The 20,371-nt window shown below is 67.7% G+C and carries 22 protein-coding genes; 12 read left to right on the top strand and 10 right to left on the bottom strand.

The features are described from left to right. Positions 1 to 70: 70 nt before the first annotated feature. Complete coding sequence (locus tag AAFN89_RS07300) at positions 71 to 1,255, top strand: PQQ-dependent sugar dehydrogenase (RefSeq protein ID WP_347537483.1); 1,185 nt, start codon at positions 71 to 73, stop codon at positions 1,253 to 1,255. Between the two features lie 98 nt (positions 1,256 to 1,353). Here AAFN89_RS07300 and AAFN89_RS07295 read toward each other — a convergent pair whose 3' ends face one another. Continuing rightward, the gene (locus AAFN89_RS07295) at positions 1,354 to 2,280 is read right to left on the bottom strand and encodes an AEC family transporter (protein ID WP_347537481.1); all 927 of its coding nucleotides are present in this window, start codon (positions 2,278 to 2,280) and stop codon (positions 1,354 to 1,356) included. 114 nt (positions 2,281 to 2,394) lie between these two features. Between AAFN89_RS07295 and AAFN89_RS07290 the strand changes: the two genes are divergently transcribed. The 11 genes from AAFN89_RS07290 to AAFN89_RS07240 all read left to right on the top strand — a co-directional run bounded on the left by AAFN89_RS07290 (position 2,395) and on the right by AAFN89_RS07240 (position 11,111). After that, positions 2,395 to 3,033, top strand: coding sequence for a FecR family protein (locus tag AAFN89_RS07290; protein WP_347537479.1), 639 nt, complete (start codon positions 2,395 to 2,397; stop codon positions 3,031 to 3,033). Between the two features lie 16 nt (positions 3,034 to 3,049). Further along, complete coding sequence (locus tag AAFN89_RS07285; protein WP_347537477.1) at positions 3,050 to 4,951, top strand: adenylate/guanylate cyclase domain-containing protein; 1,902 nt, start codon at positions 3,050 to 3,052, stop codon at positions 4,949 to 4,951. Between the two features lie 54 nt (positions 4,952 to 5,005). Next, positions 5,006 to 5,299, top strand: a complete 294-nt coding sequence (locus AAFN89_RS07280) for an antitoxin of toxin-antitoxin stability system (protein ID WP_347537475.1) — start codon at positions 5,006 to 5,008, stop codon at positions 5,297 to 5,299. 9 nt (positions 5,300 to 5,308) lie between these two features. Beyond that, a complete protein-coding gene (locus AAFN89_RS07275) occupies positions 5,309 to 5,593 on the top strand; it encodes a type II toxin-antitoxin system RelE/ParE family toxin (RefSeq protein WP_347537473.1) in 285 nt (94 codons plus the stop codon). Positions 5,594 to 5,705: 112 nt separating this feature from the next. Then, the gene (locus AAFN89_RS07270) at positions 5,706 to 6,395 is read left to right on the top strand and encodes a glutathione S-transferase N-terminal domain-containing protein (RefSeq protein ID WP_347537471.1); all 690 of its coding nucleotides are present in this window, start codon (positions 5,706 to 5,708) and stop codon (positions 6,393 to 6,395) included. A gap of 99 nt (positions 6,396 to 6,494) precedes the next feature. Then, positions 6,495 to 8,018 carry an AlkA N-terminal domain-containing protein gene (locus AAFN89_RS07265; RefSeq protein WP_347537468.1) on the top strand — a complete coding sequence of 508 codons (1,524 nt, stop codon included), beginning with the start codon at positions 6,495 to 6,497 and terminating at the stop codon, positions 8,016 to 8,018. Continuing rightward, positions 8,011 to 8,556 (top strand): methylated-DNA--[protein]-cysteine S-methyltransferase, encoded by a 546-nt coding sequence (ogt, locus tag AAFN89_RS07260; RefSeq protein ID WP_347537466.1) that lies wholly within the window; start codon positions 8,011 to 8,013, stop codon positions 8,554 to 8,556. Before AAFN89_RS07265 ends, ogt begins: the two co-directional genes overlap by 8 nt. Before the next feature lie 133 nt (positions 8,557 to 8,689). Beyond that, entirely contained in the window at positions 8,690 to 9,487 is a 798-nt protein-coding gene (locus AAFN89_RS07255) for an isocitrate lyase/phosphoenolpyruvate mutase family protein (RefSeq protein ID WP_347537464.1), read from the top strand. Between the two features lie 90 nt (positions 9,488 to 9,577). Beyond that, entirely contained in the window at positions 9,578 to 9,928 is a 351-nt protein-coding gene (locus AAFN89_RS07250; protein WP_347537462.1) for a YciI family protein, read from the top strand. A gap of 72 nt (positions 9,929 to 10,000) precedes the next feature. Continuing rightward, positions 10,001 to 10,564, top strand: coding sequence for a PAS domain-containing protein (locus tag AAFN89_RS07245; RefSeq protein ID WP_347537460.1), 564 nt, complete (start codon positions 10,001 to 10,003; stop codon positions 10,562 to 10,564). A 34-nt stretch (positions 10,565 to 10,598) separates the two neighbouring features. Then, a complete protein-coding gene (locus AAFN89_RS07240) occupies positions 10,599 to 11,111 on the top strand; it encodes a PAS domain-containing protein (RefSeq protein ID WP_347537458.1) in 513 nt (170 codons plus the stop codon). A gap of 215 nt (positions 11,112 to 11,326) precedes the next feature. Here the strand turns inward: AAFN89_RS07240 and AAFN89_RS07235 are convergent, their stop codons facing one another. The 9 genes from AAFN89_RS07235 to AAFN89_RS07195 form a co-directional block, all read right to left on the bottom strand. Beyond that, on the bottom strand, positions 11,327 to 12,190 hold the full coding sequence (locus AAFN89_RS07235) for an AraC family transcriptional regulator (protein ID WP_347537456.1): 864 nt from the start codon (positions 12,188 to 12,190) through the stop codon (positions 11,327 to 11,329). Next, positions 12,187 to 13,083 carry a transglutaminase-like domain-containing protein gene (locus tag AAFN89_RS07230; protein WP_347537454.1) on the bottom strand — a complete coding sequence of 299 codons (897 nt, stop codon included), beginning with the start codon at positions 13,081 to 13,083 and terminating at the stop codon, positions 12,187 to 12,189. Before AAFN89_RS07230 ends, AAFN89_RS07235 begins: the two co-directional genes overlap by 4 nt. Before the next feature lie 103 nt (positions 13,084 to 13,186). Further along, positions 13,187 to 13,504 (bottom strand): type II toxin-antitoxin system RelE/ParE family toxin, encoded by a 318-nt coding sequence (locus tag AAFN89_RS07225; RefSeq protein ID WP_347537452.1) that lies wholly within the window; start codon positions 13,502 to 13,504, stop codon positions 13,187 to 13,189. Beyond that, entirely contained in the window at positions 13,491 to 13,736 is a 246-nt protein-coding gene (locus AAFN89_RS07220; protein WP_347537450.1) for a type II toxin-antitoxin system ParD family antitoxin, read from the bottom strand. The genes AAFN89_RS07225 and AAFN89_RS07220 overlap by 14 nt, the downstream gene beginning before the upstream one ends. Before the next feature lie 57 nt (positions 13,737 to 13,793). Next, positions 13,794 to 14,324 (bottom strand): thioesterase family protein, encoded by a 531-nt coding sequence (locus AAFN89_RS07215; protein ID WP_347537448.1) that lies wholly within the window; start codon positions 14,322 to 14,324, stop codon positions 13,794 to 13,796. Beyond that, positions 14,324 to 16,126: an acyl-CoA dehydrogenase C-terminal domain-containing protein gene (locus tag AAFN89_RS07210; protein ID WP_347537445.1), complete on the bottom strand. Its 1,803-nt coding sequence runs from the start codon at positions 16,124 to 16,126 to the stop codon at positions 14,324 to 14,326. The genes AAFN89_RS07215 and AAFN89_RS07210 overlap by 1 nt, the downstream gene beginning before the upstream one ends. A gap of 100 nt (positions 16,127 to 16,226) precedes the next feature. Continuing rightward, the gene (locus tag AAFN89_RS07205) at positions 16,227 to 18,557 is read right to left on the bottom strand and encodes a 3-hydroxyacyl-CoA dehydrogenase NAD-binding domain-containing protein (protein ID WP_347537443.1); all 2,331 of its coding nucleotides are present in this window, start codon (positions 18,555 to 18,557) and stop codon (positions 16,227 to 16,229) included. Between the two features lie 14 nt (positions 18,558 to 18,571). Continuing rightward, positions 18,572 to 19,711 carry a thiolase family protein gene (locus tag AAFN89_RS07200; protein WP_347537441.1) on the bottom strand — a complete coding sequence of 380 codons (1,140 nt, stop codon included), beginning with the start codon at positions 19,709 to 19,711 and terminating at the stop codon, positions 18,572 to 18,574. 103 nt (positions 19,712 to 19,814) lie between these two features. Beyond that, positions 19,815 to 20,258 carry a MerR family DNA-binding transcriptional regulator gene (locus tag AAFN89_RS07195; protein WP_347537439.1) on the bottom strand — a complete coding sequence of 148 codons (444 nt, stop codon included), beginning with the start codon at positions 20,256 to 20,258 and terminating at the stop codon, positions 19,815 to 19,817. Positions 20,259 to 20,371: the final 113 nt, after the last annotated feature.

The following is a 20,371-nucleotide window of genomic DNA, read 5'->3' as shown; positions in this document are numbered from 1 at the left end:
GCCGATTCCGTCCGGAACTTCCCGACGCCAAGACGATTACCGGTCCAGCAGCACCGGGGAGGCAGTCGTGATGGCAAAGGCCAGGCACCCGAAGGTTTCCGGCATCCATTGGCGGCTGCTTGGCGCGGCGTTCCTCAGTGCCATCGTCGCTTTCTGGTCGCCCGTCGCCCCGACGCAGGAGCCGCCGAAGCGGACGCTCGAGGTCGCGGCCGGCACCCTCCATGTCGAGACGGTCGCGGCGGGGCTGAGCTATCCGTGGAGCCTTATCTTTCTTCCGGACGGCGACATGCTGGTTTCGGAGAAGCATCCCGGGCGGCTCAGGCGCGTCTCCCCCGACGGGAGCGTCGGCGATCCCATCGACGGATTGCCCGAGATATTCTCCGAAGGGAATGGCGGACTCCTGGGCCTGGCGCTCGATCCCGACTTCGAAGCGAACAGCCTCATCTACTTCGCCTACTCCGAACCGGGAGAGAACGGCACCTCAGGCCTGTCCGTCGGCCGCGGCCGCCTCGCCGAAGGCCGTCTTGAAGAGGTGGAAACGATCTGGCGGCAAAGCCCGAAGGTAGAGGATGTGAGGAATTTCGGCGGGCGGCTGACCTTTGCTCCGGACGGTCGGCTCTTCGTGATGACCGGCGATCGCTTCGCGCACGATCTGGTGCAGGACCCTTCCAACACAATCGGCGTCATCGCCCGGATCGAGAGGAATGGCGACATTCCGCCCGACAATCCTTTCGTCGATACGGAGGGCTACGATCCGTCGATATGGTCCTGGGGCCACCGCAATATCGGAGGTGGCGCCATGCATCCGGAGACGGGGCAGCTCTGGATTCATGAGTTCGGGCCGTGGGGCGGCGACGAGTTGAACATTCCCGAGGCCGGAGAGAATCACGGCTGGCCTGTGGTGAGTTGGGGCCGCCACTATTCCGGCGAGACCATCCCCGACCCGCCGATGCGGCCGGAATTCGCTTCTTCGATCTTCCACTGGACGCCGGTGATCTCACCCTCCGGCATGATCTTCTACGGCGGATCCGAGATACCGGCCTGGAAAGGCAATCTGCTGATCGGCGGACTTTCCTCCCAATCCCTCTTCCGCCTGACGCTGCGCGGCGAGACGGTGATAGGCGAGGAGCGGATCGAGTTCGGCGCCCGCATCCGCGACCTGACCGAAGGACCCGACGGCGCGGTCTATCTGCTTACCGATCAGCCTTACGGGGAGATTTTCCGCCTTCGCCTGGAGAAAGCCATTGGACAGTAGGGATCGCAGGACGGCGACGCTTTATCCTTCGCCACCGGTGGAGCGACGACGGGCCTATGGATTCCCGATCAAGTCGGGAATGACCAATAAAAACAACGTCACATAGGGACCGATCCGGCGATCGTCAGGAAGATCGGCATGGTCACGGCGGCGGCGATGGTGGCGACGGTGATGATGCCCGCCATCAGAGGGCCGTCGCCGCCCATCTGGCGGGCCAGCACGTAGGAGGCGGCGGCCGTCGGCACGGCGTGGTAGAGGATCGCCACCATGGCCTCGGTACCGTCCACCCCCAGCGCCCAGCAGCAGAGCGCGGTGGCCGACGGCACGCCGACCAGCTTCGCCGCCGCGCTGATCGCGGTGGGGCGCGGGGCGGTGCCGATGGCGCGGAGGTTGACCCCCGCCCCCACCGCCAGCAGGCCCAGCGGCAGGGAGACGCCGCCCAGCGCCTCCATCGTGTCCTCGACCACGCCCGGCAGGCGCACGCCCAGCAGGTTGAGCGCCAGCCCCGCCGCCACCGCCAGGATCAGCGGGTTGCGGGCCAGCGCCATCGCGGTCGCCTTCAATCCGCGCTGGCCGTTGGCGCCGTAGCGTTGCAGCACCGACACCGACAGCACGTTGGCCAGCGGCACGATGGCCGCGATCCCGACCGCCATCAGCCCAAGCCCCTCCGCCCCGAACAGGGTCGCGGCGGCGGCCAGGCTGACATAGTTGTTCGGCCGGATAGCCCCCTGGAAGACGGAGGAGAAGCCCGGATCGTCGGTCGCGGTCCAGGGCCGGATCGCCAGCACGAAGGCGGCGGTCAGCACCATGCCGCCCGCCATGGCGAGCGCCATCGGGGCCACCGCGCCCAGCGCCAGATCGGCCCGGACCAGCGTTCCCACCAGCAGGCAGGGGAAGAAGACGAAATAGACCAGCTTTTCGACCGACGGCCAGAACAGGTCCGGCACGAAGCCGCGCGCCCTGAGCGCCGCGCCCAGCAGGATGAGGAGGAAGATCGGCGCAAGCGCCTGGAAGATCGCGATCATGATGGCGCGTGGCTAACCCATTTGCGCAGCCCGCGCCAGCCCGACTCGCGGTTGCGTCGAGCAAGGGATGGGGCGATCATGGTTAACGGTCTTTGACAGGAGGGGCGAAGGGTCGTGAGGGCAGAGCGTGCGCATCCAGCCGGCGTCCTATGGGCGCTGATGGCTCTCTTGTGCGTTCTGGCACAGTCGCCGGCCGCCATGGCGCAAGAGCTTGCGCCCATCGGCTGGATCGCCGGCCAGACGGGCGCGGCCACCGTGCTGCGGAACCGCGTTCCCGCCCCGCTGATCGTCGGCGCGCCGATCTTCCGGGCCGACCATGTGACGACCGAGGCCGACACCCGCCTGACCATCGAATTCGCCGACGGCAGCAGCGTCGTGCTTGGGCCGGGATGCGCGCTCTCCATCGACGAGTTCACGACCGATCCCAAGGGCGGCCGTCTCTCCGCCGCGCTGACCCTGCTCCAGGGCATCGTGCGGGCGATCGTCAATCCCGCCCAGGCCGGCGGGTTCGAGGTCAGGACCGAAACCGCCATCGCGTCCGCCCGCTCCACCGACTGGACGGTCGAGGTCGCGCCGGGCACCACGGCGGTGCTGGTGCTGGACGGCACGGTCGCCGTGGCCGGCCGGGCCGGGGGCGAGGTCGTTCTGGAACCGGGCGAAGGCACGGACGTCGCAGCCGGCCAGCCGCCGACGCCGCCGGTCCGATGGGGCGAGGAACGCCGCGCCCGGACGCTTTCCCTGATCGGCCTCTGATCGTCGACGGTTCCGCATGACCTCTCCGCGCCGGCTGGCGCTCGTGCTTCTGCTGCCGGCGTTTCTCGCCCTCCTCCACGCCGCCGGGCCCGAACCCGCCATCCTCCGCGACCTGGAGACCCAGACGCTCGACTGGCGCTATCGCCTGCGCGGCCCCATCCCGCCGGGGGAGGAGGTGCTGCTGGCGATGATCGACGATCCGACGCTGGCGGCGCTGGGCGGCTGGCCGCTCGATCGCCAGCTCTTCGCCGAGGCGCTGGACGCACTGGCGGAGGATGGGGCGCGGGTCGTCGTCTTCGACCTGCTGTTCCCGTCCGATCCCGCCGACCCCGCCTTCGCCGCCGCACTGGAGGCGGCGGGCATGGCGGCGCTGCCCTTCGCCTTCACCTTCCAGCCGGTTCCCGCCGTGACAGAGGATGACGCGGCCTTCATGGAAGAAGCCGCCTTCGCGATCGTCGGCCGGCCGGGCATTCCGGTCCACCGGGCCGTCCGGCCCTCCGGCATCGCGCCGCCCGCCCCGGCGCTGGCGGAGGCCGCTTCGGGGCTCGGCCATGTGACGGTGCTGCTCCAGCAGGACGGGACGCTTCGCCGCGAACAGCTCGCCATCGGCCTGGCCGACCGCTGGTTCCCCAGCCTGTCGGTGGAGGCGATCCGACTGCATGACGGCGTGGCGCGGCAGGACATGGCCCTGCATCTGGGGCAAGGCGTCGATATCGGCGGCCGATTCGTCGCCACAAACCCGGCGCTCAGCCTGCCGGTGAACCATTATGGCCCCGACGGCTCCTTCCCCACGGTTTCATTCGCCGACCTGCTGTCGGGCGCGCTGCCGCCGGGCGCGGCGGAGGGCAGGATCGTGATCGTCGGCGCCTCGGCGAGCGGCGTCGGCGACAGCTTCGCCACGCCCTTCTCCGGCACGCTGCCGGCGGCGGAGCATCACGCCACGGTCATCGACAACATCCTGACCGCCCGTTCCCCGGTCGCCGGCGGCGCGACGCTGGCCATCGATATCGGCGCGGTCTTCATTCTCGGCGCGGCGGCGGGGGCGGCAGTGCTCCTGCTGCCGCCGATGCTGGCGGTCGCGGGCGCGGGATTGCTGGCCGCAGGCTGGTTCGCGCTGACGGCCTGGGCCTTCGGTTCCGGCCATGTCTGGCTTTCGGTCGCCGCGCCCATCCTGTCCGCGCTGCTGAACTTTGCGGTCTTCGCCGGCTGGCGGCTTCTCCAAGACCGCCGGGCGCGCCGCCGGACGGAACGCCAGCGGGCCAACCTGATGCGCTATTTCTCGCCAGGCGTGGCCGAACGGCTGATGGACAGCGGCGCGCCGGGGCTGGACGACCGGGTCCAGCACGCCGCCATCCTGTTCGTCGACCTAGTCGGCTTCACCGCGCTCAGCGAACGCCTCGCTCCGGCGGAGGCGATGACCGTTCTGCGCCACTATTACCGGCTGGTCGAAGCTTCGGTCTTTGCCCATGAGGGCACGCTGGACAAGCTGATGGGCGACGGCGCGCTGGCGCTGTTCGGCGTTCCCGAACCCTCGCCCTCGGCCCCGCTCTCCGCCCTGGAGGCGGCGGAGGACCTGGCCCGCCGCGTCGCCGGCTGGGACGAAGCCCTGCGGCAGGAGGGCGGCCCGCCGGTCGCGGTCGGCATCGGACTCCATTACGGCCCGGTGCTGGTCGGCGATGTCGGCGGGGATCGGCAGTTCAGCTTCTCCGCCATCGGCGACGCGATGAACGTCGCCAGCCGCCTTCAGGGGCTGACCCGCGACCTGGGCGCAACCATCGTGGCGTCGGACGCGCTGATCGACGCCGCCCGCGCCGCCGGCGGCAGCCAGGCCGCCGCCCGCTTCCGCCCCCTCCCGCCCCAACCGCTGCGCGGCCGCGAGCGCCCGGTGGCGGTGTGGGCGTGGAGGGAAGAGGCTTGATCGCGGCGAGGTAATGACGAAGTATGGTCTTCCTCACTACCGCTGGAGGCCGTCATGGCAAAGGACGCCATTTTTACCATGAAGCTGGAAGCGGACCTGCGCGACGCCTTCATGGCCGAGGCGGCCAGTGCCGATCGCCCTGCCTCCCAGATCATGCGGGAGTTCATGAGGGACTTCGTTCGCCGCCGGCGGGAGGCACGCGAGCATGATTCCTGGTTCCGGCGGGAGGTCCGCAAGGCTCTGGACGATCCCCGCCCCGGCATACCGCATGAGACCGTCGCGGAGGAAGCGCGTGCTGTCATAGACCGCATCGCGGCGCGGAAGGCCGCCGGAAGCTCCGAAGCGTAGCCGCGGACCTTGAGGATCGAATGGCATCCGTCGGCCAGCGCCGACCTAATCAACATCGTCACCCGTATCGCTGAGGACAATCCGGCCGCCGCCTATGACATCCACGAGGAGATCATCGGTCAGGCGAGACGGCTGGAGCGCTATCCGCTGAGCGGCCGGGAGGGCCGGCTGCCGGGCGTGAGAGAACTGGTCGTCTACCGCACGCCGTACATCGCCGCCTACCGTGTGATGGCGGACTGCGTCACAATCCTCCGCGTGCTGCACGGCGCTCGACGATGGCCGCCGGAGATATAGGGGCCGGGCATTGTGAACACCATCACTGCTTTCCCGGCGGCGGGGCGATGCCATATGGAGATGTGAACGCCCGTCCGGGCGGCTTTCTTCCGACACGCTGGAGACATGCCGAATGATCGATCTCTACATCTGGCCGACGCCCAACGCCTTCAAGGTGACGATCCTGCTGGAGGAGACGGGGCTGCCTTACGCGACGCATGCCGTCGATATCGGGGCGGGGGACCAGTTCAAGCCCGATTTCCTGAAGATCAGCCCGAACAACAAGATGCCGGCGATGGTCGACCATGACGGTCCGGACGGCCGGCAGGTATCGCTGTTCGAGAGCGGTGCCATCCTGATGTACCTGGCGGAGAAGACAGGCAAATTCTGGCCGCAGGAGATGCCGGCCCGGTACGACACGGTCCAGTGGCTGATGTGGCAGATGGGCGGGTTCGGCCCGATGCTGGGCCAGGCCCACCATTTCCGCCAGTACGCGCCGGAGCAGGTGCCCTACGCGATCGACCGCTACACCAACGAGGCGGGTCGGCTCTATGGCGTGCTGGACAAGCGGCTGGGCGAGGCGGCGTACGTCGCCGGGGCGGACTACACCATCGCCGACATGGCGATCTTCCCCTGGGCGCGATCGATCGAGAACCAGGGCCACAAGCTGGACGATTTCCCGAACGTCAAGCGGTGGTATGAGGCGATCGACGCGCGGCCGGCCGTGCAGCGCGGCGTCCAGGTGATGGCCGATCGGCGAAAGCCGATGACCGACGAGGACAAGGCGGTCCTGTTCGGCAAGGAGCAATACGCGAAACGCTGATCCCGCAATCGTGAATGCCGGCCGGGCGGATCGCCAAGGTGGATCGTTGGAGTCCGAAAACCGCGAGCGCGCCCGGCCGGGCCGTGGCATCCTCCGGCCATGGAACAGCTCGATCCACTCGATCCCCTAGCCTGCTACAGGACGCTGCAAAGCCGCGATGCGCGGTTTGACGGCCGCCTGTTCGTGGGCGTCACCTCGACCGGCATCTACTGCCGGCCGATCTGCCCGGCGCGGACGCCGAAATTCGAGAATTGCCGGTTCTACCCTTCGGCCGCGTCGGCGCAGGAGGCGGGCTTCCGGCCCTGCCTGCGCTGCCGGCCGGAGACCGCGCCGGACCTTGGTTCATGGCGCGGCACGTCGAACACCGTCAGCCGGGGGCTGGCGCTGATCGCCGACGGGGCGCTGGACGGCGAAGAGACGAATGTCGAGGCGCTGGCCGAAAGGCTGGGCGTCGGCGGCCGGCAGCTCCGCCGCCTGTTCAAGCAGCATCTGGGCGCATCCCCCGTCGCGGTGGCGCAGACGCGGCGCGTCCTGTTCGCCAAGCAGCTTATCCACGACACCGCCATGCCGATGGCCGAAATCGCGCTGGCGTCGGGCTTCGGCAGTGTCCGGCGGTTCAACGAGACATTCCAGCAGCTTTTCCGCCGGCCGCCGGGCGCGCTGCGCCGCAAGGGCGTTTCCGACCAGGTGGCGGGAACGGCCGCTGTGTCGGGAGTCGTCCTCCGCCTCCGCTACCGTCCGCCCTATGACTGGCCAGCGATGCTGGACTATCTGCGCGCCCGCGCCGTCGACGGGGTGGAGCGGGTGGAGGGCCAGACCTACCGCCGGACCGTGCTGCATGACGGCAGGCTGGGAACGGTGGAGATCGCGCATCTGCCGGAGCGGGACTGCCTGTCGGCGACCATCCGCTTCCCCTGCGTCAAGGCGCTGCCGGCGATCGTCGCGCGCATCCGCCGGGTGTTCGACATGGGCGCGGATGTCGCCACCATCGGCGCCCATCTGGCGCGCGACCCGCTCCTGGCCCCGCTGGTCGCCGAACGGCCGGGGTTGCGCGCGCCCGGCGGCTGGGACGGGTTCGAACTGGCGGTGCGCGCCGTGCTGGGCCAACAGGTGACGGTGGAGGCCGGGCGGCGGCTGGCCGGCAGGCTGGCGGTGCTATGCGGCGCGGCCGTACCAGAGGCCGAACGGCACGACCCGACGCTGGCCCTGGCCTTCCCGACCGCCGCCCAGGTCGCGGCGGCGGACCTTTCGCCGATGGGAATGCCCGGCGCGCGCAAGACGGCGCTGATCGCGGTGGCGGAGGCGGCGCTGGCGAACCCGCTGCTGTTCCAGCCGCAGGGCACGGTGGAGGAGACGGTCGCCCGGCTTCGCGCCATCAGGGGCATCGGCGACTGGACCGCCCATTACATCGCGCTGCGCGCCGTGCGGGAGACCGACGCCTTCCCGGCCAGCGATATCGGCCTGCTGCGCGGGGCGGCGCGGCCGGACGGAGCGCGGCCGAGCCCGGCGGAGCTTTCCGGCCTGGCGGAGCCCTGGCGGCCCTGGCGCGCCTACGCCGCCCAGCATCTATGGGCCGCCGATGCGGCGGCGAGACCCTTTACGGGAGAGACGATACATGCCTGAACCCCTTCGCCTTCTGGTCGACCGGCTGAAGACGCCGATCGGCGCCCTGGTCATCGTCGCCGACGAGGAAGGGCGCCTGCGGGCGACGGACTGGACCGACTATGAGGACCGGATGTCGCTGCTGATGCGCCGGCAGTACGGGCCGGAGAGCGGAACGCTGACGGAGGCGCGCAATCCCGGCGGCCTGACCGACGCGATGGCGCGCTATTTCGAGGGCGAGCTGGAGGCCATAGACGGCCTGCCGGTGAAGACCGGCGGGACGGACTTCCAGAATTCCGTCTGGCGGGCGCTGCGGGACATCCCGTGCGGGGAGACGATCTCCTACGGCACGCTGGCCCGGCGGATCGGCCGCCCGGCGGCGGTGCGGGCGGTCGGCCTCGCCAACGGGGCCAACCCCGTCGGGATCGTCGTGCCCTGCCATCGCGTCATCGGATCGGACGGATCGCTGACCGGCTATGGCGGCGGCATGGAGCGCAAGCGCTGGCTGCTGGCCCATGAAGGCTGCCTCCGCGCCGACCCGGAACTGCCGCTGGGGTAAACCAACCTCCCCCTCACCCAACCCTCTCCCACGGAGGGGCGAGGGCTACCAACTTGACCCTCTCCCACTTGTGGGAGAGGGAGGGACCCGCGAAGCGGGAGGGTGAGGGGCTTTTTTCACGAAGGAGACACCGATGACCGATACCGCCGCTCTCTTCCGCCGGCTCCATGAAGGACCCGACCTGCTGTTGCTCGCCAATGCCTGGGATCCGGGCAGCGCGCGATTGATCGAGAGTCTGGGCGCGCCGGCGATTGCGACGACCAGCGCCGGGGTCGCCTGGGCGCATGGCTATCCGGACGGCGACGCGCTGCCGGTCGAGCTTCTGGCCGCGACCGTCGCCGGCATCGCGCGGATCGTCCGCGCGCCGCTGACTGTCGATGTCGAGGGTGGTTATTCGGACGATCCCGCGCTGGTCGGCGAGAATGTGGCGCGGCTGGCCGATGCCGGCGCGGTGGGGATCAATATCGAGGACGGAACGGAATCGCCCGACCTTCTCTGCGCGAAGATCGAGCGGGTGAAGCGGGATTGCGCGCGGACGGGGGTCGACGTCTTCGTCAATGCGCGGACGGATGTCTTTCTGCGCGGGCTGGCCGGCGAGGGGAAGGCCGTGGCAGAGACGCTGGACCGGGCGCGGCGCTATCGCGAGGCCGGCGCGGACGGGCTGTTCGTTCCGGGGCTGACCGACCCGGCCGGCATCGGCGAGGTGGTCCAAGGGACCGACCTGCCGGTCAATATCATGGCGCGCCCGACCCTGCCCTCTCCGGCCGACCTCAAGGATCTGGGCGTGCGACGGTTGAGCGCCGGATCGTCGATCGCGGAGGAGATCTGGCGCCATACCGCGGCGCTGGCCGCCGATTTCATCGGCAAGGATGACCTGCGGGAGGCGCTTTCCTACGCCGACATCAACGCCATCGTCGCAGGCCGCCGCTGAGGCTCCTTCTCCTAGCCCCTTGTCAGCGCGCCGTGGATGCTTAGGCTCGGGCCGCAGACCCCGAACCGCTGATAAGGAACAGGAACCGGGATGCCGCATTTCATGCTCTTCTTCCACGAACGGCCGGCCGACGCCTTGGCGTCGACCCCGGACGAGGCGACCGCCGCTATCGAGGACTACAAGAGATGGGCCGAAAGCGTCGCCGCCAAAGGCAAGATGCGCGGCGGCGAGAAGCTGACCAATGACGGCGGACGCCATCTCAGGGTGGAGGATGACGAGGTGACGGAAGGCGAAGGTCCATTCGCGGAAACGGCGGACGCGATCACCGGCGTCTTCGTCATCGAGGCCGACGATTACGACGAGGCGGTCGCCCTCTCCCGCACATGTCCCCATTTGAAGGGCCGGCAATGGATCGAGGTGCGCCGCCTGGAGTCGGCCTGAAGGCCGATCATTCATAGGTTGTTCATGCTCCCCCGATAGGCTGGTCAAGTTGCATCAGCCGATCGGGTCCCCATGACCGAGGTTTCGAGCCAGACCGGTACAGTCGAGCGCCTGACGGTGGACGAGGTCGCCTCTCCGCGCGTGAAATGGCTTCTCGCCCATTGGCGGGAGAAGAGCCTGGACCGGCCCTATCCCGACCGGCGGGATTTGGACCCCATCGAGATGAAGCCGGTCCTGCCCTATCTGATCCTGAGCGAGATCCGGCAAGACCCGCTGGACGTCCGCTTCCGGCTGGTCGGGACGGCCTGCGTCGCCGGCGCGGGCTACGACTACACCGACCTGAGCATACGGGAGACGGGGTTCGCCGCGGAGGCGGACATGTGGCTGGATCTCTATGCGGAGATGATCGAGACCGCGGCGCCGATCTTCGGCGCGGACTACGTCATCACCGCCAGGGGCAAGCCCGCCCGCTACGAATTCGCGATGTTCCCCCTGTCGGCCGGCGGGCCGGACATCGCCCAATGCCTGAGCATCGAGGATTTCGACAGCGTCGGGGAGGACCGTTTCCCGGAGCCTCGACGGAACTATGCCGTCGAGCGGCGGGAGATTCCTTCCGCAGGCGAACCGGTTCTTTAGTCAAATCCTTTCGATTTTGCACTAAGCTGCCGGCATGTCGCAGACCGACGCATTCGAACGTCTGTCCGTCGATCAATTGTCGTCGGAAAAGGTGATCGAGCTTCACGATTATTGGCGCGCCGCGCGCGGCGACCGGCAATTCCCCCGCCGCGCCGACATCGATCCGGCCGACATCGTCCGCCTCCTGCCCAATCTGATGCTGACGGAGATCGAACGCGAGCCCTTGCGTGTCTGGTACCGCGTGGTGGGCACCGGCGTGGTGGCGCGGACCGGGCTGGACTTCACGCGCCGCTATCTGGACGACACGCCCTTCGCCGACGACAATTCAGCCTGGCGGCGGCTCTATGAGGAGATGCTGGAGACGGGCGAACCGATCTTCGGCCGGGATTTCGTCATCATGCCGGACGGGGCGCCGCTGCATTCGGAATTCTGCATGCTGCCGCTGGCCCGCGACGGCTCGACCATCGATCTGTGCCTGGCGATGGAGGATTACGCCGCCGGCGATTCCTTCGGCACGCCGCGGAGGATCTATCCGAAGCTGTTCTGAAGGCCGGTCAGGCGAGGATCTGGCGAGATTCTGGCTTCCTTCAACACCGCATGGATGCTGGATCAAGTCCAGCATGACCTTGTTTTTGTTGGTCATTCCGGCCCCCGAGCCGGAATCCATTGGCCCTCGCCGTTTCGCCGAAGGGCGAAGAACCGGGTGCGGCTTCGCCCACTGTCGACGCCGCATGAATGCCGGATCATGGTCCGGCATGACCATTATGGAGGGGAAGCGAGCGGAACCCAGATTTCCACCCGCCCCCAGCCGGTCCAGGGATCGAACGCCCGGTCGTACCGTTCCACTAGATCGGGGAAGCCGGCGACGCTGTGGCCGGAGCCGGGCAGCCAGCGAGTGAATATCGTCTCCGCCAGAATCGCCAGGTCAGTGACATGTCCCCGATGCCCGAAGACCGCATAGCGTCCGGCGGGAAGGCGGATGGCCGTCATCCCCGCCGGGAGCTCCGAGAGATCGGCGACTTCCACGCCGGCCAGATAATCGTAGCCGCCATCCGCCCCGCCGGAGCATATGCCGTAGCCCTGCTCCCCCACCTGATCGGCGATGAAGCCCATCTTCTGGTGGAGGCGCTGCCACAGCGCCGGAATGCCGGCATGGCCGCCAGCGGGCAGCCGGCCGGAAATCCCGGCGATCGACAGGGGGCGCACGGCCCTGATCGCCGGTTCCTTCAGCACCGGCGACGGGCATTGCCGCCTTACCGGCCGGACAAGGTCCAGCCCTTCAACCGATTGTCGGGCTCGGACCTCGCCGGGCGTCAGGCCGAAGCGGGAACGGAAGGCGCGGGCGAAGGCCTCGCGGGAGCCGTAGCCCGCCTCCAGCGCTACGTCGAAGATGTCCGACGTCCCGGCGGCGAGGTTGCGCGCCGCCTCCGTCAGCCGGCGACCGCGGAGATAGGCGGAGAAAGACATGCCCATCTCGCCATGGAAGGCTCGCGACATCTCCCACCGGGACAGGGCGCAGATCTCCGCGATCTGGTTGAGCGTGATCGGCTCGGCGTGGTGGCTCTCGATGAACCAGAGCGCCCGTTCGATACGGCCCCGCCTCGTCGCAGTCGCCCGCGCCGTCATGCGGCCACCGCCTCCTCCCGCTGCCGGAGCGCGTTAAAGACCTTGGCCGGCACGGGGAGGCGATCATCCTCCAGATAGAGCGTGCGCCACTCATGGAAATGGCGATCCGGCGTCGCCGTCAGCCCCGCCAGCCGGTCGAGGAAGGCAAGTTCGGCATCGTCCGGCCGCCAGTCCGGCATCGGCAGATCGCCCCAGACGTCCCAGGGCAGCATCTCCCGGCCGTTGAGGGCGGCGAGGTCGCGCAGCAGGTCACCGGCGACGAACCACAGCCCGCGCAGGCCGTTGAAGGCGATGCCGAACCTGTCGGGATCGGCCTCTCCGGCGCGGCACATGCGCCAGGCGTCCGGGGCGGCGATGAAGCGGTCGCGGGGAACATCCAGAACGTCGTGGTCGATGCCGAACCGTTCCATCCACACGGCGTCGAACTGCGGATCGGCGAGACGCCAGCACCCCGCCCCGGCGTCCCAATATTCGCAGACCCAGTGATCCTCGAACCAGCCGGGATTGAAGTAGGTCCCGAACCCACCGCGCAGCCGCGCCGGAACGCCCTTCGCCCTCAGCATCGAGACCATCAGTGTCGCGAAGTTCCGGCAGATGCCGGCCAGCCGCCGCTCCGGCGGGCGCGCTTCCGACAAGAGGCGGTCGTCGAGCGCAAGCAGCACGTCCAGCATCTCCGCGACGCCGCGGATATGGCTCTCCTCACGCCGCTGGTCGGTCAGGCGGACGCCGTAATATTCCTGCGCCACGCGCTCATAGATCATCAGCCCCTGGACCGCCTGCATGGTCCCGGCCGGATCGCCAGGAAGGTCTCTGAACCTTTCCCCGTGGCGGCCGGGATCAGTCATGGCCGACTGGCGGGCGTAGAAGTCGAGGATGTCGTCGGACGGTGTCATGGCTCCCTCTCCCGATGATCGCGCTTCGAGGCCGATTAAGGAAGATGGAGACGCGCCCCGTTTGATCGCGGTTGCGCAACTGGGAAAGACGACTGCTCCAGGATCAATCCAGCGCCTGGAGAAGTTTTCGCCAATCCTGCCGGCCGCCAAGAATACGCAGGATCGCGATATGATCCTCGGCGATCGTGTAGATGACGAGATGCGCCCCATGGACGTGAATGCGGACGGGCGGATTGAATTCGCTCCGTTCCCTCGCGATGGTCGGCATGGACGTCAGGGATTCGAATGTCCGGGTGAGATCGTCGATGTAACGGTCGGCTTGGTCGAGCGACCAGGTTTCGGCGCTGTAGCGCCATATCTCATCAAGATCGTCGAGCGTTTTCGGGAGAAGCCGGTAATGAGTGAGCCTATCGGACGACATGCCGCTCGCGCATGCGCAGCTTGAAGGCCGTCGCGTCGAACGGTTCGGCCTCGCCGCTTTCGACGCCTTCCGTAATAGCCGCCTGCAATGACGCAATCGCGGCCTGACGTTCCTGATCCTTCCGGATCAGGTCGCGCATATAGTCGCTTGCATTGCCGTACCGGACGCCGTCGGTCTGGCTTTCAACCCAGACCTTCATCGGATCAGGTAGAGAGATGTTCATCGTCGCCATGGATGGAGACTCCTTTCAGCCATCAGCATAGCGCGTTCTGGCAAACCTTGCCAATTTTTATGGCATAACCTCCCGCCCACCATCCTCCGCGGCGATCCAGGCGGCGAAGTCGGGTGGGAGGGCGGGGGATGTGGGGGAGATGTCGGCGGCGGCGATGATTTCCGCCGTGGGGATGGTGTGGCCGCCGCCGAGGAAGACCGCGCGGACCATCGCGGAGGCGGCGGACTTTCCGTCCATCGTCTCGAACCGCTGCTCCAGGTAGAGCCATTTGTCGTCCCAGCCGACGAGACGGCTTTCCAGCTGGAACCTCTGGAACGGGGCCAGCGAGCGGCGGTAGCGGATGGTGGCGCCGGCCAGCACCGGCATCCAGCGCCGGGCGAACGCGACGCGGGCGAAGCCGCTGCGGATCATGAGATCGGTGCGGCCGAGATCCATCAGCGTCAGATAGCGCCCGTTGTTCATGTGGAGGTTGAAGTCGAGATCGTTCGGCCAGACGCGGAAGCTCACGGAGGACCGGTCGAGGAGATCGATCCGCCGCGCCAGGAAAGCCAGGACCAGCGTCTTTATCAGCCGGACGATCAGGTTCATCAGAACTGATCGACATCCATGTCCATCAGCGGCTTCGCCCCGCCCATCAGCGCGATGAAGCGGCCGTTCGCCTCAGGCATCATGCGGGCGAAGAAGAAGCGCGCGGTCTTCAGCTTGGCGTCGTAGAAGGAGTCCCGGCCGTTCGCCTGGCCCTTCTTCTCCAGCGCGAGCTTCGCCATCCGGGCCCACATGTAGCCGACGGCGACCAGCGCGAAGAGGCGCAGATAGTCGGTCGACGCCGCGCCCGCCTCCTCCGGGTCCTTCATGCCCTTCTGGGCGACCGTCACCGTCGCCTGCTGGAGCTTGCCGAAGGCTTTGGCGAGCGGTCCGACGAATTCAATCAGTTCCGGATTTTCAAGGTTCTCCTGCACGAACCGGTCGACCGGATGGAAGAAGCGGCGGAGGCTGCGGCCCATATGGGAAGGCAGCTTGCGCCCGACGAGGTCGAGCGCCTGGATGCCGTTCGCGCCTTCATAGATCTGCGCGATGCGGGCGTCGCGGGCGTACTGCTCCATCCCCCATTCGTGGATGTAGCCGTGGCCGCCCAGCACCTGCATGCCGATATTGGTCGCCTCGTATCCCATGTCGGTGAAGTAGGCCTTCACGATCGGGGTCATCAGGGAGACCAGATCCTCCGCCTCCTGCCGGACGGCGGGATCGGGGTGCTTCGTATAGACGTCGATGTTGAGGCCGACCCAATAGGCCAGCGCCCGTGCGCCCTCGCCGAACGCCTTCATGGTCAGCAGGTTCCTGCGCACGTCGGGATGGACGATGATCGAGTCCGCCGCCTGCTCCGGCATCTTCGCCCCGCCGAGGGCGCGGCCCTGGATGCGGTCCTTGGCGTAGGCGAGCGCGTTCTGATAGCTGACCTCCGCGATGCCCAGCCCCTGGAGGCCGACGCCGAGGCGTGCGGCGTTCATCATCACGAACATCGCCCGCATGCCCTTGTGCGGCTCGCCGACCAGCCAGCCCTCCGCCTCGTCGAAATTCATGACGCAGGTGGAGGAGGCCTTGATGCCCATCTTGTGTTCGATCGACCCGCAGGCGACGCCGTTGCGCGGGCCGAGGCGGTGGTCGCCGCCTTCCTCTTTCGGCAGGAACTTGGGCACGACGAAGAGACTGATACCCTTGATGCCCGGCGGCGCGTCCGGCAGCTTCGCCAGCACCAGATGGACGATGTTCTCCGTCAGGTCATGCTCGCCGGCGGAGATGAAGATCTTCGTGCCGGTGATGCGGTAGCGCCCGTCCTCCGCCGGCTCCGCCTTCGTGCGGATGAGGCCGAGATCCGTTCCGCACTGGGGCTCCGTCAGGCACATGGTGCCCGACCAGATTCCGCTGGCGAGCTTTGGCAGGTAGAGGGATTTCTGCTCGTCCGTGCCGTAGGTTTCAAGCGCGTTGTAGGCGCCCTGGGAGAGGCCGGGATACATGGCGAAGGACATGTTGGCGGAGGACAGGATCTCCTCCATCACGAAGTTCACGACCTTCGGCAGGCCCTGCCCGCCATAGTTCGGATCGGCTGCGATGCCAGTCCAGCCGCCCTCGATGAATCTGGCGTAGGCTTCCTTGAAGCCGGCCGGCGTGCGGACAACGCCATTCTCGAAATGGCAGCCTTCGGCGTCGCCCGGCTGGTTGAGCGGGAACAGCTCGTTCTCCGCCAGCTTCGCGCCTTCCTCCAGCACCGCGTCGATCAGGTCGGCCGAGGATTCCTCATAGCCCGGCAGGGCGGCGAGATGGCTTTCGGCCTCCAGCAGCTCATGCAGGACGAAGCGGACATCCTCCAGGGGCGCGGTATAGGTGGGCATGGCTTGATCTCTCCTTAGCCCCCTCACCCTCCCGCCCCTTCGGGTCGGGTCCCTCCCTCTCCCACGAGGGGAGAGGGTCAGTTAGGGGGCCGTTGGTTTCCTAGTTCCTGAGCGGCTTGCCGGTTTCCAGCATGTGTTCGATCCGGGCGATCGATCCGGGGGTGCGGGCGAGTTCCATGAATGCTTCCCGCTCCAGCGCCAGGAGGTCGTCTTCGGTCAGCGTTTCGGTGATGTCGGTGTCGCCGCCAGACAGGACGCGGGCGAGGCCGTTGGAGACGGTGACGTCATGGGGCGTCGCCTTGCCCGACGCGGCGAGGCTGGCGACCGCCATCTGCAGCGCTACGCGAGCGGTCGGGCCCGGCAGGCGGATTTCCTCCGGCGGCTTGGGCGGCTGGTAGCCTTCCGCGGCCATGGCGAGCGCGCGGGCCTTGGCGTCGGCCAGCAGCCGGTCGCGGTTCATGGTGATGCCGTCGGTCGGCCGGAAATACTGAAGCTCCTGAGCCTCCATCGCCGATTTGGCGACCTTGGCGGTGCCGATCGTCTCGAACGTCCGGGCGACGGGCGGCATCGGGCCGCCGGGCCGGCGCTTGTCGGCGATGGCGCGCAGCAGCATCTCCTTGCAGCCGCCCCAGCCGGGGACGAGGCCGACGCCGACCTCCACCAGCCCGCAATAGGTTTCCGCATGGGCCTGGACGGCCGCGGAATGGAGCAGGATCTCGCAGCCCCCGCCCAGCGCCATGCCGGACGGCGCGGCGACCACCGGGAAGGGCGCGTATTTGACGGCCTTGTAGGCGTCCTGCCCGCCCTGGACCAGCGCCTCGATCTGCGGCCAGAGCGCGACGTTCACGGCGAAGAGGGCGAGGCCCAGATTGGCGCCGACGGAGAAGTTGGAGCCTTCATTGTAGACGACCATAGCCTTGTGGGAGCGGCCGGTGAGCGCCAGCGCCTTGCCCAGCAAATCCATCACCTGGTCGTCCAGCGCGTTCATCTTCCCGGTGAATTCCAGGCAGGTGACGCCGTCGCCGATATCCCAGAGGGCGGCCGAGCCGTTCTTCAGCAGCGGTTCGGAGACACGTTTGATATCGGCCAGCAGCAGCACGCCGTCCGGCCGCTCGACATCCGCATAATCGCCGTCGAGCGTCAGATATTGCAGCCTGCCCTCTTCGACGCGGTAGAAGCTGCGGCCCCGCGCCGCCTCGACCAGCGGCGGGACCGGCACGCCTTCCTCCTTCAGCATGTCGGCGAAGGCGTCGATGCCGAGCTGGTCGATCAGTTCGAACGGGCCGAATTTCCAGTTGTAGCCGAGCTTCATCGCCTCATCGACGCCGAGGATCGTATCGGAAATCTCCGGCACGAGGCTGGCGGCATAGGCCAGCGTCTGCGCCAGCACCCGGCGGCCATAGCGGCCGGCGGGGCTGTCATGGGCGACCAGCGCGGCGAGCCCGCCCTTGCGCGCGGCGTCGGCGGCCTCGACCCTGGGTTTCTCGGATTTCGCGAAGGCGCCGGTCGCAAGATCGATGCTTTCCTTGACCTTGCCGCCGCCTTCGCGGTTCAGCCGGTAGAAGCCGCCCTTGCCCTTGCGGCCGGTATAGCCGTCGGCGATCAGCTTCTCGATCAGCGGCTCCACCCGGTAGAGGTCGCGATAGGCATCCTTCTCCGGCAGGGTCGCCAGCAGGCTCTTGGCGATATGCGGCATCAGGTCGAGCCCGACCAGGTCGATCAGGCCGAACACGCCGGTCTTGGGGATGCCCATCGGGCGGCCGACCACGGCGTCGGCTTCCTCCACCGTCAGGCCGAGATCGAACGCGCCGTTGACCGCGGACTGGATCCAGTAGGTGCCGATGCGGTTGGCGATGAAGCCCGGCGTGTCCTTGCAGGCGACCACGCCCTTGCCGAGGCCGATATCGGCGAAGCGGCGGATGGCTTCCGCCGCCCCTTCATCCGTCTCCGGCCCCGTCACCAGCTCCAGCAGCCGCATGTAGCGGGGCGGGTTGAAGAAATGGGTGATGAGGAAATGCGCCCTGAAGGCGTCCGACCGGCCTTCGGTCAGGATATGGAGCGGGATGGTCGAGGTGTTGGAGGAGACGATCGCGTCCGGCTTCCGCACCTTCTCCAGCCGGGCGTAGAGGTCCTGTTTGACCTTCGGGTCCTCCAGCACCGCCTCCACGATCCAGTCGCAGTCAGCCAGCTTGTCCAGGTCGTCCTCGGTATTGCCGGGCGTGACCAGCTTCGCCGCGCGCCTGGACATGAAGGGCGCGGGATCGGCCTTCCTCATGCGCTCCAGCGCGCCTTCGGCGATGACGTTGCGGTTCTCCGCTCCCTTCGGGACGATGTCCAGGAGCATCACCGGGATGCCGGCATTGGCGAGATGGGCCGCGATGCCGCTTCCCATGACGCCCGCGCCAATCACTGCGGCTTTCCTGATTTCCATGGGGTTGCTCCCGGTCAAACCGCTTCGAGGATGGTCGCGATGCCCTGCCCGCCGCCGATGCATTGGGTGGACAGCGCCAGTTCCTTCCCTTCGCGCTTCAGCAGGCTGGCCGCCTTGCCGGTGATACGCGCACCGGTCGCCCCCAGCGGATGGCCGATGGCGAGCGCGCCGCCGTCAAGGTTCGTCTTCGACGGGTCGAACCCCAGCTCCTGCGCGACCGACATGGACTGGACGGCGAACGCCTCGTTGGATTCGATGATGTCCAGATCCTCGACATTCAGCCCGGCGCGCTTCAGCGCCTTGCGGGTGGCGCCGACCGGGCCGATGCCCATGATGGTCGGGTCGCAGCCATTGATGGCGATGGCGCGGATCTTCGCCAGCACCGTCAGCCCGTGGGCCTTGGCGTATTCCGCCGTGGTGACGAGGACGGCCGACGCGCCGTCGGTCAGCGGGGAGGAGGTGCCGGCCGTCACCGTACCTTCGGCGTCGAAGGCGGGCTTCAGGGTCGCCAGCGTCTCAAGGTTCGCGTCGGGCCGGATGCCGCCATCCTTCTCCACCATGCCGCCATTGGCGCGGATCGGCACGATCTCGTCATCCAGCCTGCCTTCGGCCTGCGCGGCGGCGGCCTTGCGGTGGCTTTCGACCGCGAATTCCTCCTGCGCCTTACGGGTGAACTGGTACTTGCGCGCCAGATTCTCCGCCGTCGTGCCCATGGGCATGTAGGCGCCGGGGCTTTCCTCCGCCAGCGCCGGGTTGGGCGCGGGGTTGAAGCCCATCATCGGCACGCGGGTCATGCTTTCCACCCCGGCGCAGATGAAGACGTCGCCGGCATCCATTTGAATCGCGCCGGCGGCCATGTGGATCGCCTGCATGGAGGAACCGCAGAAGCGGTTGACGGTGGTCCCGCCGACCGCCTGCGGCAGGTCCGCCAGCATCCCGATCAGTTTCGCGACGTTGAAGCCCTGCTCCCCCTCCGGGAAGGCGCAGCCGACGATCAGATCCTCGATATCCTTCACCTCGATTCCGGTGCGGTCGACGAGGGCCTTCACCACCTGGGCGGCGAGTTCGTCCGGCCGGACCTTCGTGAGGCTGCCCTTGTTGGCGATGTGGAACGGCGAACGGGCGTAGCCCGCGATGACGACGTCCTTGTTCATGGTCCAAACGCTCCTTGATATTCGATGGTCGGCCGCTCTGGCGTCGGCTTTTGTAGGCTTTTGTCGGCTTTCGCCGCGAAAAGGGGCGGCCGACGATCCGAAGTCAGGCGTCGGTCGTGTCCGCACCATGCGCCTTCAGATGATCGGCCATCGCCGTTTCGATCTCCCGCAAATCGGCCAGCGTCTCCTGCACATCCAGAAGCTGGCGTTCCAGCGACGCGATGCGCTGGCGGGCGCGCTTCAGCGCGTAGGACATCTGCCCGATCTGATCCGGGTCGGTATCGTAGAGATCGAGGAACTCCTTGATCTCCGCCAGCGAGAAGCCCAGCCGCTTGCCCCGGCAGATCAGCATCAGCCGCGCCCGGTCGGGACGGCTGTAGACCCGCGCGGTCCCGGCCCTGCCGGGCGCCATCAGCCCCTCATCCTCATAGAAACGGATGGTCCGGGGGGTGATGCCGAATTCCGCGGCCAACTCGCTGATCGTGAACGTGTCGTCCGCGGAGCCGCCTTCAGCGGTACGAAGGTCGATCGTGGGGCCGATGCTCACTGGCGGGCTTCCTTTCTGGTCATGGCCGATGGCGAGGCCACAGGCATGACGTTTACGTAAACGTAAAGTAAGACGCGGGGGACTGGAGTGTCAAGTTCGCCGGATGAAGTATG

Source organism: Inquilinus sp. CAU 1745 (genome assembly GCF_039839375.1).
Lineage (GTDB): Bacteria > Pseudomonadota > Alphaproteobacteria > DSM-16000 > Inquilinaceae > JBDOQU01.
This window is presented reverse-complemented; position numbering and strand designations above follow the sequence as displayed.

What these genes read in the sequence shown, in the direction of transcription:
- AAFN89_RS07280 (WP_347537475.1), top strand. Translation starts at nt 5,006, where the DNA reads ATGGCAAAGGACGCCATTTTTACCATGAAGCTGGAAGCGGACCTGCGC.
- AAFN89_RS07250 (WP_347537462.1), top strand. Translation starts at nt 9,578, where the DNA reads ATGCCGCATTTCATGCTCTTCTTCCACGAACGGCCGGCCGACGCCTTG.
- AAFN89_RS07245 (WP_347537460.1), top strand. Translation starts at nt 10,001, where the DNA reads ATGACCGAGGTTTCGAGCCAGACCGGTACAGTCGAGCGCCTGACGGTG.
- AAFN89_RS07265 (WP_347537468.1), top strand. Translation starts at nt 6,495, where the DNA reads ATGGAACAGCTCGATCCACTCGATCCCCTAGCCTGCTACAGGACGCTG.
- AAFN89_RS07200 (WP_347537441.1), bottom strand. Translation starts at nt 19,711, where the DNA reads ATGAACAAGGACGTCGTCATCGCGGGCTACGCCCGTTCGCCGTTCCAC.
- ogt (WP_347537466.1), top strand. Translation starts at nt 8,011, where the DNA reads ATGCCTGAACCCCTTCGCCTTCTGGTCGACCGGCTGAAGACGCCGATC.
- AAFN89_RS07240 (WP_347537458.1), top strand. Translation starts at nt 10,599, where the DNA reads ATGTCGCAGACCGACGCATTCGAACGTCTGTCCGTCGATCAATTGTCG.
- AAFN89_RS07230 (WP_347537454.1), bottom strand. Translation starts at nt 13,083, where the DNA reads ATGACACCGTCCGACGACATCCTCGACTTCTACGCCCGCCAGTCGGCC.
- AAFN89_RS07235 (WP_347537456.1), bottom strand. Translation starts at nt 12,190, where the DNA reads ATGACGGCGCGGGCGACTGCGACGAGGCGGGGCCGTATCGAACGGGCG.
- AAFN89_RS07300 (WP_347537483.1), top strand. Translation starts at nt 71, where the DNA reads ATGGCAAAGGCCAGGCACCCGAAGGTTTCCGGCATCCATTGGCGGCTG.
- AAFN89_RS07295 (WP_347537481.1), bottom strand. Translation starts at nt 2,280, where the DNA reads ATGATCGCGATCTTCCAGGCGCTTGCGCCGATCTTCCTCCTCATCCTG.
- AAFN89_RS07205 (WP_347537443.1), bottom strand. Translation starts at nt 18,557, where the DNA reads ATGGAAATCAGGAAAGCCGCAGTGATTGGCGCGGGCGTCATGGGAAGC.
- AAFN89_RS07220 (WP_347537450.1), bottom strand. Translation starts at nt 13,736, where the DNA reads ATGGCGACGATGAACATCTCTCTACCTGATCCGATGAAGGTCTGGGTT.
- AAFN89_RS07270 (WP_347537471.1), top strand. Translation starts at nt 5,706, where the DNA reads ATGATCGATCTCTACATCTGGCCGACGCCCAACGCCTTCAAGGTGACG.
- AAFN89_RS07255 (WP_347537464.1), top strand. Translation starts at nt 8,690, where the DNA reads ATGACCGATACCGCCGCTCTCTTCCGCCGGCTCCATGAAGGACCCGAC.
- AAFN89_RS07210 (WP_347537445.1), bottom strand. Translation starts at nt 16,126, where the DNA reads ATGCCCACCTATACCGCGCCCCTGGAGGATGTCCGCTTCGTCCTGCAT.
- AAFN89_RS07285 (WP_347537477.1), top strand. Translation starts at nt 3,050, where the DNA reads ATGACCTCTCCGCGCCGGCTGGCGCTCGTGCTTCTGCTGCCGGCGTTT.
- AAFN89_RS07225 (WP_347537452.1), bottom strand. Translation starts at nt 13,504, where the DNA reads ATGTCGTCCGATAGGCTCACTCATTACCGGCTTCTCCCGAAAACGCTC.
- AAFN89_RS07215 (WP_347537448.1), bottom strand. Translation starts at nt 14,324, where the DNA reads ATGAACCTGATCGTCCGGCTGATAAAGACGCTGGTCCTGGCTTTCCTG.